This window comes from Shewanella sp. 11B5, from assembly GCF_002836795.1.
Taxonomy (GTDB): Bacteria; Pseudomonadota; Gammaproteobacteria; order Enterobacterales; family Shewanellaceae; genus Shewanella; species Shewanella frigidimarina.
Genome location: NZ_PJAP01000283.1, coordinates 1 through 11,438, shown reverse-complemented (window position 1 = coordinate 11,438; position 11,438 = coordinate 1). Strand labels below are relative to the sequence as shown.

At 43.5% G+C, this 11,438-nt stretch carries 7 protein-coding genes; all 7 read left to right on the top strand.

What is annotated here, in order from left to right:
* Positions 1-3,353, top strand: a 3,353-nt coding sequence (locus tag CXF78_RS05225; protein ID WP_102036185.1) for a DUF6701 domain-containing protein, incomplete at its 5' end; no start/stop codon positions are given.
* 192 nt (positions 3,354-3,545) lie between these two features.
* Positions 3,546-4,595, top strand: coding sequence for a rod shape-determining protein (locus tag CXF78_RS05220; RefSeq protein WP_011639153.1), 1,050 nt, complete (start codon positions 3,546-3,548; stop codon positions 4,593-4,595).
* A 63-nt stretch (positions 4,596-4,658) separates the two neighbouring features.
* Positions 4,659-5,621, top strand: a complete 963-nt coding sequence (gene mreC, locus CXF78_RS05215; RefSeq protein ID WP_011639152.1) for a rod shape-determining protein MreC — start codon at positions 4,659-4,661, stop codon at positions 5,619-5,621.
* Positions 5,618-6,109, top strand: a complete 492-nt coding sequence (gene mreD / locus CXF78_RS05210; protein ID WP_011639151.1) for a rod shape-determining protein MreD — start codon at positions 5,618-5,620, stop codon at positions 6,107-6,109. The genes mreC and mreD overlap by 4 nt, the downstream gene beginning before the upstream one ends.
* Before the next feature lie 57 nt (positions 6,110-6,166).
* Positions 6,167-6,754, top strand: a complete 588-nt coding sequence (locus CXF78_RS05205; protein ID WP_102036184.1) for a Maf family protein — start codon at positions 6,167-6,169, stop codon at positions 6,752-6,754.
* 81 nt (positions 6,755-6,835) lie between these two features.
* Positions 6,836-8,326 carry a ribonuclease G gene (rng, locus tag CXF78_RS05200; RefSeq protein WP_059747760.1) on the top strand — a complete coding sequence of 497 codons (1,491 nt, stop codon included), beginning with the start codon at positions 6,836-6,838 and terminating at the stop codon, positions 8,324-8,326.
* Positions 8,326-11,438: YhdP family protein (locus CXF78_RS05195; protein ID WP_102036183.1), on the top strand; the 3,113-nt coding region annotated here is incomplete at its 3' end. The genes rng and CXF78_RS05195, both read left to right, overlap by 1 nt.

Below are 11,438 nucleotides of genomic sequence, written 5' to 3'. Positions count from 1 at the left end.
TAAATCAAATCCAAACTAAAAATAATAATTGTTGGTTCACTAGCACGTCAGAATTTACCAAGTCAGGTATACAACTTGCGTTAGATACTTCAGAGGTCAGAAGTAACAATAGAAAATGCCAACCAGGTGATTTGAACAATAATCAAATTGAAAATGAGACTATTGGCTATTTAGTATTGGAATCAGGCGATGGCACGATGACATTGAATGGTGAAAGTACTAATTATCACTTTGGCAAAGCGCAAACCTTTACAGATAATGGTACCAAAGATATTAGTGATCAATGTCGTTATACCACGCCTTTAATTGGCTTTAAGGGAGTCCCTATATTAGTTGCGGGTAAAAACAGCCGCTTAGGTGGCGATGGCGGCTGGCTTCGTCGTTGTCAGTTGACTAACGACAAAGTGAGTATGGTCGTTGACGAAGATACTTTTAGAGATAGCGACCGCAAACATCGTTGGGAGAATTACAGTTTTGTGGCTTTTGAGAAAAAAGTAGACACCTTAACGTGTTTTACCGACGATTTTAATCGCACTGATGTCGGTGATGATTGGGCGCTCAAGGTGTTGGGTTCTTCATTGCCGCCTGCAATAGAGGAAGGACGTCTGCGTTTTACCTCTGCTCGAGGCAATCAAGCAACATCAAGTACTTATCAGCGATTGTTTCCCGCAGCAGATAACCTCGTTGAGCTGGAGTTTGACTATTATGCCTGGTCGAGCCAGTCGGGCACTGGAGCTGATGGTATAGCTATTATTCTTTCTGACGCTAGTATTACCCCTCAGCCAGGTAGTTTTGGTGGCGCTTTAGGATATGCACAGCGCAACAACGGCACTCCCGGTTTTGCTGGTGGTTGGTTAGGTATCGCACTGGATGAGTATGGTAATTTTTCTAGCCCCAACGAAGGTAAAGTGGGTGGACCAGGCTTTAGAAGTCAAGCGGTGGCTATCCGTGGTTCCTCAGGCACAAATTACCAATATCTAACAGGTACTAATGCCAACATTTCCCCCAGAATTGATGTGCGCAATACGGCCAGTGCTCAGCCAAACCATAAATATAAAATCATCATCGATTCGCGAACACCAGGTAAAGCCATGGTGTCAGTGCTGCGTGATACATTTAATAGAGGTAATCCAGCTGACTTCGTGACTTTAATCGCTCCTTTTGATGCATTAAGTTTCTCGGGGCAAGCTCCTGTCCCTAAAGATTTTTACTTATCTATAACTGGCTCTACGGGTGGTTCCAATAATAATCATGAGATGGATAACTTTAAGGTTTGTGCCCTTAAATCCAATCCGGTCGGTCAACAAATTCATCATTTTGAGTTTGACTATACAAATTCACCATTCACCTGTAAGGCCGAAACTATGACGGTCAGAGCCTGTAAAGATGCGGTATGTAATTTGTTTACTGATCCCGTAGAGGCTAATTTGTCGCTTACTCCTAATTCCAATGGTGCTTGGTATGTCGACGGTAGTAAAACAAATGTAGTGAGGTTTGAAAATGGCAGTGCAACGGTCGCTTTACGCAACAATGTGACTACGCCAACCACTATTGGGGTGACATCTTCCATTCCTTCAACCATAGCAGGCAGTAACACCTTGTGCCGTCGTGGTTCGGGAGGGCTAACTACAGCAAGTTGTACCTTAAGCTTTGCCGAAAGCGGTTTTATTTTTGCTGTGCCAGATAAGCTGGCAAACAAGCCAACTGACAACATTACTATTAGTGCAGTGAAAACCTCAGATATCACTCAACAGTGCGTACCTCTGTTTTCCAAAGCCACTAAAAATGTCAATTTTTGGAGCTCTTATATCGACCCCATCAATCCAATTAATGGCCAGTCATTAACAGTAAATAGTACCGTGGTGGGTAAACAGAGTAGTGCAGCAACCACGCTTGCGTTGGCATTTGATGCAGAAGGTAAAGCAGATATTATTGTTAACTATCCAGATGCAGGAAAAATGCAGCTAGATGCAAAGTTTACTGGCACAGGTGATGAACAAGGCTTGGTGATGGTTGGTTCAGATCAGTTTGTGAGCTTTCCGGTAGGTTTATGCGTTACCCCCAAAGATAATGCTGCACAGTGGTCTAAAAATAACGGTATTTATAATCCATATAAAAAAGCAGGCGAGTCATTTGATCTAATTATTCAAGGCAAAGCATGGGAAGTGGATGGTGACACAAATTACTGCGATAATGTAAATACCCCTAATTACGCCCATGAAAAAATTGAGTTAGGCCATCAATTGATTGATCCGCTCGGAGGAGTGTTGGGTGCTGTGGGCTCATCGCGATACAATCATGTTGCGCAAACCACTAACAGTAATACCGTGTCTCAGTCGGTAACCGAAGTTGGTGTGTTTCAGTTTACCGCTAACCCACCACTTGGCTATTTGGGTTCGAATTTTCATGATATTCCACTCGCTGTATCACCTACCATGGGTCGCTTTGTGCCAGACCGATTTGTTGTGAGTAGTTCAAGTGTGGTGCCATCTTGCGGTAGCTTTACTTATATGGATCAACCTTTTGGCCTGACGTTGACTTTGAGCGCATTTAATACCGGTACTTATATCACCAAAAATTATCAAGGTGCTTTTGCTAAAGGTACTGCAAACCTTGTGGGTGAAAACATTAACAATGGTGTAGATTTGAGTGGCAGATTAAGCACTCTACCTATTAATGCTGGGTCTTGGGCGTTGGGTGAAGCAAACGTAGGATTATCTTATCAAGCTAATTTTAGTCGTACAGTGTCCCCAAGTGTTGATGGACCATTTAGTCAGTTAGCTATTGGTGTGCAAGCTTTTGATAATGATGGTGACTTGTCGTTTATTGCATCACCAGATATGCGAGCCAACAGCAGTGCTATTTGTGCTGATAATAGTAACTGCAGCGCGAAACTGTTGTCGACTCAGGATTTTCGTCATGGCAGAGTGGTGATGGACAATACTTATGGCCCTGAAAATGAAATTTTACGCATGCCAACGTATGCCCAATATTGGAATGGTAGTACTTGGGTAACGAACATTAGTGATAGCTGTACTCAAGTTATCGATCCGCTTGATGGCAGCGAAATATACACACCATTATTAACTTCTGGTCAAACGGTTACCCGCAGTGATGGCAACAGTACCGTGAACATTCCGATGACAAGTGGTCAGCTCCCTTTATTATGGCAAAACACCGGTTCTGCAGCATATCGGGGTCAAGTGACTGCACCGCTACAAGTGGAGAATTGGCTTAAGTGGTATTGGGACCAAGCAAGTCCGACTCAACTCTATGATCCAAGAGCAAGTGCGTACTTTGGTCGCTACCGAGGACATGATAAGATCATTTATTGGCGTGAGGTGAGTCAATAATCCGAATAAAAAAGCATCTCTTTTACGCTTTTTAGGATTAAATTTGACCGATTAGCATTTTTTTAGATACTTTTATAAAAAAAAACGTCAGATTAGCAATTGTTAACCTGTTCGGTCTTGTAGAATGGGGGTGTCATTGATAAAGTTAGCTGATTTTTCTTCTTCTGATTTCACAGAATACAGGCCTGATACATGTTCAAAAAGCTGCGCGGCATTTTTTCTAACGACCTATCCATCGATTTAGGTACGGCAAACACTCTTATTTATGTTCGCGATGAAGGCATCGTGTTGAACGAACCCTCAGTGGTTGCCATTCGCGGCGAACGCAATAGCAATGGGCCAAAGTCAGTTGCTGCAGTCGGTAGAGAGGCAAAACAAATGCTAGGCAGAACGCCTGGTAATATTCAAGCTATTCGTCCAATGAAAGACGGCGTAATTGCCGATTTTTATGTTACCGAGAAAATGCTTCAGCACTTTATCAAACAAGTGCACAATAACAGTTTCTTCCGTCCTAGTCCTCGTGTACTCGTGTGTGTTCCGGTAGGCGCGACTCAAGTTGAACGCCGTGCTATTCGTGAATCAGCGATGGGCGCTGGTGCTCGTGAAGTTTACCTAATCGAAGAGCCAATGGCTGCGGCGATTGGTGCAGGTTTGCCCGTATCTGAAGCGACCGGTTCTATGGTTGTCGATATTGGTGGTGGTACTACCGAAGTCGCGATTATTTCATTGAATGGCGTGGTGTATTCTTCATCAGTGCGTATCGGTGGAGATAAGTTTGACGATGCTATTATCAATTATGTGCGCCGTAACTACGGTAGTTTAATTGGTGAAGCAACCGCTGAACGTATTAAGCATACTATTGGTACCGCATACCCTGGTGACGAAGTGCTTGAAATTGAAGTGCGCGGTCGTAACCTTGCTGAAGGTGTGCCAAGAAGTTTCACCTTAAACAGCAACGAAATCCTAGAAGCATTACAAGAGCCGTTATCTGGCATTGTGAGCGCGGTAATGGTTGCCCTTGAGCAATCACCTCCAGAACTAGCTTCAGATATCTCTGAACGTGGCATGGTATTAACTGGCGGTGGAGCGTTATTACGTGACCTAGACCGTTTATTAATGCAAGAAACGGGTATTCCCGTTATGGTTGCTGACGATCCACTGACTTGTGTAGCTCGTGGTGGTGGTAAAGCCCTTGAAATGATTGATATGCACGGTGGTGATTTGTTCTCTGAAGAGAACTAATTATCAACTGCTGAGCGGCTTTGTTAATGACGTTTTATGGGTTAACAAAGTTGCGAACAATTTATGAAACCAATTTTCGTTCGTGGCGTCTCGAGTCAATTTAGATTGACACTGGCAATTATATTGTCGGTGGCATTACTTATGACCAATAATCGCCTAGATCCTATACGCCAATCTTTATCCTCAGTATTAAGTCCTCTACAGTATTTAGCCAATGTGCCAGGGGTGATGCTCGACTGGTCGGCCGAGGCATTTGCCACCCGCAATATGCTTGAACTGCAAAACAAAGAATTATTACGCCAACAACTGGTTATGTCAGAACGTTTACAACGTTTTGAGCATGTACGCCAAGAAAATGAGCGTTTACGCGCATTACTTGGTTCGCCTGTGCACATGGATTCTCGTAAAATGGTGGCTGAGGTCATGGAAGTTGCCAGTGACCCATTTCGTCAATTTGTGGTGTTAAATCATGGTTCGCAAACCGGCATTTATGTTGGTCAACCTGTAGTTGATGCTCAAGGTGTTGTGGGGCAGGTGGTTGAAGTGAGTGAGTTTACCAGTCGAGTATTGATGGTGTCAGATACCACGCATGGTATTCCGGTACGCGTTACCCGTAACGATGTGCGGGCAATAGCGAATGGCATGGGTGATATTGATCAAATTGAACTACGTCATGTGGCTAAAAGTACTGACATTATAGTGGGTGATTTATTAGTTACTTCAGGCTTGGGTAATCGTTTTCCTGAAGGGTATCCCGTCGCGCGTGTTATTAGTGTGTCGCGTGATGATGGCCAGAGTTATGCCGTGATTTATGCTCAACCTTTGGCAGCGCTAGATCGTATTCGATACGTGTTGCTTATTTGGCCTGATGAAACCAAACCGTTTACGCTGCCTAATGACGTACAAGAATTAATAAAAGAAGCGGCAGATAAAGCAGCTGCCACTGCAAATTCTTCAGAACCCCAACCCCAACCTCAACCCGTAGAAACAACCACTACACCAGTAACAAGCGAGGTAAACCAATGAGCGCACATATTGCAAATGGTCGCTTAGTGGTATGGCTGACCTTATTCATCGGGATGATGTTTCAGATTATGCCGTTGCCAAAAATGGTAGAAGCCTGGCGACCGGATTGGCTATTGATGGTGATGATGTATTGGGCCATGGCGCTACCGCATCGTTACAGTATTCTCACTGCGTGGTTGTTAGGGGTGATGCTTGATGTGTTGTTGGGAGCTCATCTTGGGATCCGTTCATTAGCATTATCATTAGTGATTTATATTGTGGTGTTGTTGTGCCAACAGTTACGTAACTATCCTCGCTGGCAACAGTCGTTACTAGTTGCATGTTTTATTTGTATTTATCATGCAGTGATATTTTGGGTGCAGTTTGTTGTTGTTGGCGCAGCCCCATTTAATGTGGACATGTTTTTACCCGCTATTTCGAGTTTATTTATTTGGTGGTGGGTGTTTTGGGTGTTACGCAATATGCGCCGCCATTATAAAGTACGTTAATCCATACACACTAAAGTGAGTATGATTTTAATGTACACTAATTAGAGTAAATAACCGATGGCATGGGTACTGGCTTCAACATCACCAAGAAGAAAAGAATTATTGGCACAAGCAGGATTTAGTCATCTCGACTTTTCATTTCAGCTCGTCGCACCCAATATTGATGAAACACCTTTGTCGACTGAAACCGCAGAGCAATATGTATGTCGCCTCGCACTTGAAAAAGCCCAAGCGGGTCTAGCGCTTAGCAGTCATGTGGTTAAGCCTCAAGTTCTGGGGTCTGATACGATAGTGGTGTTAAATGGTCTGATATTAGGCAAACCAATAGATCAAAATGATGCCAAGCGTATGCTGGCATTATTATCCGGTCAAACTCACGAAGTGATGACCGCGGTAGCATTAACAGACGGTGAACATACCTTTAACCGACTATGTCGTACCCAAGTGAGCTTTTGTGAATTATCTGCGGCAGACATAGATGCTTATGTTGGCTCGGGTGAACCAATGGACAAGGCTGGTGCCTACGGCATACAAGCACTGGGTGGTTGTTTTGTTAAATCAATTACTGGCAGTTACTCTGCTGTGGTCGGTCTACCGTTAGTTGAAACACGTGAATTATTAGCCTGCATGATGCAGCAAACTTAACCTTTGCTTTAATCGGTCATCTACGGTGGTGCAACTGCTGTCAATATTACGATTGGAGCATGACCCGAATACTGGTGGCTTATGAACATAAAAGCACAACGTAAAAAAGGCACAGAATTACTTATCAATGTCACGCCAACAGAAGCGCGTGTAGCATTAGTCGAGCATGGTGTTTTACAAGAAGTGCATATCGAACGTCGTATGAAACGAGGTTTGGTCGGCAATATTTATAAAGGTAAAATTAGCCGTGTCCTCCCAGGTATGCAAGCCGCGTTTGTGGATATTGGCTTAGATAAAGCCGCTTTCTTACATGCCTCAGATATTGTTCCTCATACTGAATGTGTTGCTGATGTCGAAAAAGGCAACTTTGTGGTGCGTGATATTGCTGAGCTCGTGCGTCAAGGGCAAGACATTATGGTGCAAGTGGTCAAAGACCCACTCGGTACCAAAGGCGCCCGCCTCACTACTGACATTACCTTACCCTCACGTTATTTAGTCTTTATGCCTGGCTCTAGCCATGTAGGCGTATCACAACGTATTGAGCTTGAAGACGAACGGCAACGCCTTAAAAATATTACTCTCCCTTATGTTGATGATGACGGCGGCTTTATTATTCGTACCGCTGCGGAAAATGTGGGTGAAGATGAGCTTGCTCAAGATGCGGCTTTTTTACGCCGGGTGTGGGCTAAAGTCAGCGAACGTCGTAAGCGTAAAGGCGTCACATTACTGTATCAAGACTTAGCCTTACCAGTGCGGATCATTCGTGATTTTGTCGGAACCGAACTTGACCATATTCAAGTCGATTCGCGCCGAACTTATGCCGAACTGCAACAGTTTGTTCAAGAGTTTATGCCTGAAATTGCGGATAAAATTGAGCATTATGCTGGCCCTGCACCTATCTTTGAATTGTACGATGTTGAAAACGAAGTTCAACGGGCTTTGGGCCGTAAAGTTGAACTCAAGTCTGGCGGTTATTTAATTATTGACCAAACTGAAGCCATGACAACCGTCGACATTAATACCGGCGCATTTGTTGGCCATCGCAATTTAGAAGAAACCATTTTCAATACTAATCTTGAAGCCACTCAAGCAATTGCAAGACAACTACGATTACGTAATTTGGGTGGGATTATCATTATCGACTTTATCGATATGTTAAGTAAGGAACACCAAGCGAGGGTGCTAGAAAGCTTAAATGCAGCATTGGCGTTAGATCGCGTCAAAACCAGTGTCAGTGGTTTTTCGGGCTTAGGTTTAGTGGAAATGACCCGTAAACGTACTCGCGAAAGTTTAGAGCATGTGGTGTGTGGTGAATGCCCTTCCTGTAAAGGCACCGGCACCATGAAAACGATTGAAACCGTGTCTTATGAAATTTTTCGAGAGATTATCCGTTTAGACCGAGCATATAAAGCCGATGAATTTTTGCTTTATTGCTCGCCGGCGGTGTATATGAGCTTTAGTGGTGATGAATCGCATTTGCTGGCAGAATTAGAAGTCTACATTGGTAAGCGTATTCGTTTGCAAAATGAACCGTTATACATTCAAAGTAAATATGATGTGGTGATGATGTAGTGTCGACAACTCAGGCAGTAACTATCAACAGATTATGTTGGCAAATTTTGGCTATCGCGCTGGTGCTTTTTGCACTGGTAGTGAGCCTTATTCGTGGTTTATTGCCTCATATTCCTGAAGTCCGTACTGAGTTAATTCATTATCTTGAAAGCGAATACCAACTGCATGTGCAGATGGATAAACTGAGTGCAGAGTGGCAAGCTTTTGGGCCAGCACTTACCGTTAATAATTTAGTCTTACCGCCACAAGATAATCTACCGATTACCGTTATTAGCGAAAATGTGCATATCAAACTCGATTTTTGGCAGTCGCTTTTCACCTTAAGCCCACAGATTGAAACTGTGGTATTTGATGGCGTTAAAGTGGCGTTAAACCTTGATGAGTTAACGGCTAGTGATGGCCAGCCTACAGTGGGCGATAAAGCTAATCTTGATTGGTTATATGGTTTGTTATTAGAACAGCTGGGGCATTTTTCAATTACCGACGCGTCCTTACAACTGGTGAGTAAGCAACATGCTTATCAACCAATTTTTATCGATAATCTGCTATGGCAAAACACCGCTAATCGTCACCAAGCACAAGGTATGATCCACGTCGATCGACTTAAGTCGCAGCAAGAACAATTAACATTACGCATTGACCTTACTGGTGATGGTTATCAACCCGATACTGTAGCAGGCCAGCTTTATGTTACCGCAGACTCATTAGACTTAGGTGAATGGGCTTCTAGGCAGCATACCGCTCAAACAAACACTGATAATATTGAATTTCAAGGTGTGATAAACCTCGATGCGTGGATGACATTCGCCAATCGTCAAATTCGTGATGGTATATTGGTTTTTAAACCGAGTTGGCTACAATGGCGCGATGCCGACACTCAGCAAAAGTTTGCTATTAACTCTGGTTCATTGCAATGGACCCCACAAACCGATGGCTGGAAAATCGACAGTCACGATTTAGATTTATCAACTAACGATCAAACTTGGCCATCATTGACGTTGGCCATAGGTACTCGCGAGGGGGATTTTTTTGGTTATGCTAACCAGATTGTTCCTGCAAACTTAACCCCAATGTTGCCGTTAGTGCCCGATTTGGGTAAGCAGCAAGTGAACATTTGGCAACAACTCAATCCTCAAGGGCTAATTGGGCCGATGAGGCTGTATAAATCGGCCGACAAACCTATTATCGCCAAAGTCGAGTTACAGCAGTTACAGTGGCAACCTTATCAATCAATACCTGGCATTAGCCCTGTTGATGCTCAATTAACCTGGGCCAATAATCAACTTGAATTTGCATTACCAGAGCAGGAATATTCGCTCGATTTTAGCGGTGATTTTAGTCAACCAATTGCAATGCGCGGCAGCCCAATTACGGGGCGTTATAATCTCGGCGAGCAACGTTTAACAGTACCCAACATTGAATTTATTAATGATGATATTGCCCTGCAAGCCGGTTTGAATCTTGAGTTTTCCCAACAAACACATATGGGCTTAGCGGCCCATGTCACTATAAATGATGTTTCCCATCTTGGGCGTTATTTTCCATTAATGGCGATGAGCCCTAATTTAACCACCTACCTTAATGATGGTTTAGTGGCAGGGCAGATTAACGATGCGCAAGTTGTTTGGCATGGTGCATTAGGCGATTACCCTTATCAAGACAGCAGTGGCGTATTTCAAGCCGACTTTACCCTTGATAAAGGCATCTTTAAATTCCAACCAGATTGGCCTGCCGTTAGTTCGCTAACGCTTTCTGCATTGTTTGAAAATGACATGATGGATTTGCATATTGACCAGGGCAAACTCGATAACGTGGTGGTGGATGGTGCACGAGTTTCTATTCCACATCTTGGTAAAGAATCTTTATTAAGAGTTGAAGCTGATATCACTACCGATGCGCAAGCCGCCACTAAGGTGATTAATGCTTCTTCATTGCAGGATTCTGTCGGGGCAACGTTAGACGTGGTGCAGATCCAAAAGCAAATTAATACCACATTAGATCTTTCCATTCCCTTATATGAAGGGGGTGAACAATTAATTAAAGGCCAAGTTACCCTTAATAATAATCCAGTGTTTATTAACACACCCGGCTTAGATTTACAGGGTGTATCTGGGCAAGTGAGCTTTGTGAATCAATTGATTGAAGGTAAAAATATTAAGGCTCGATTATTTCAGCAACCGTTAACGTTTAGCGTAAAAACCGGAAAATACAACAGCAATTTAGCATTGAATGTCGATATGCGTGGTAAATGGGATCTTGATGCTCTGCCTGCCAGTTTAGATAACCCACTGACAGAAACGTATCATGGACAACTAGACTGGAATGGCGGGTTAACCATGATTTTTGACCCAAGTGGTTATAGTTTACAAGTCTCCGCTAATTCTGATCTTATCGGTACGTCATTGGATTTACCGATGCCTTATCAAAAATCGGCAGACGAGCCGAGAAAACTGAGCGCAGATCTTATTGGCGATAACAAACAATCATCATTGAGCATTAAACTGGGTAATGATGTGGAGTTTTGGGGCGGATTTAATGCTGATAGTGGCAGTCAGCTTGCCTTTTATGATGTCATGATTGGTCGTCACTTTAGACTAGGTGATAACTTAAATAAGCAACAAGGGCATCTACATTTAGATATGCCAAAAGTGGATTTAGCGCAATGGCTTCCGCTTATTAATCGCTTTAGTGCTACCGCAGAACCTGAAGTGATCACCTCATCGGTACGCGACCGTATATTATCGACTGCAGAGCTACCTGGTGTTGCGGCACAACAAAATACCACCTCATCGATTGACGCTAAAGCACCTGCATTTCCCACATTAGCCGGTATTCATGCCAACATCGGCCAATTAAATGTATTGGGACAATCATTTGATAAACTGCATTTTGATGCTCAACCCACTGAACATGTGTGGCGCGTTGATGCTGATTCACAACAGTTTGAAGGGCGTATCGATTTTTATCCTAACTGGCGCGATCAAGGCATCAAAGTGGTTGCGAAAAAGCTGCATTTATCCCCAGTCGTGAGTGGCACTGAAACCGTTGCGTTAGCGCCAACTTCGATGCTAGAACATCTGCCTACTTTAGCCGTAGATGTGGATGACTTTAG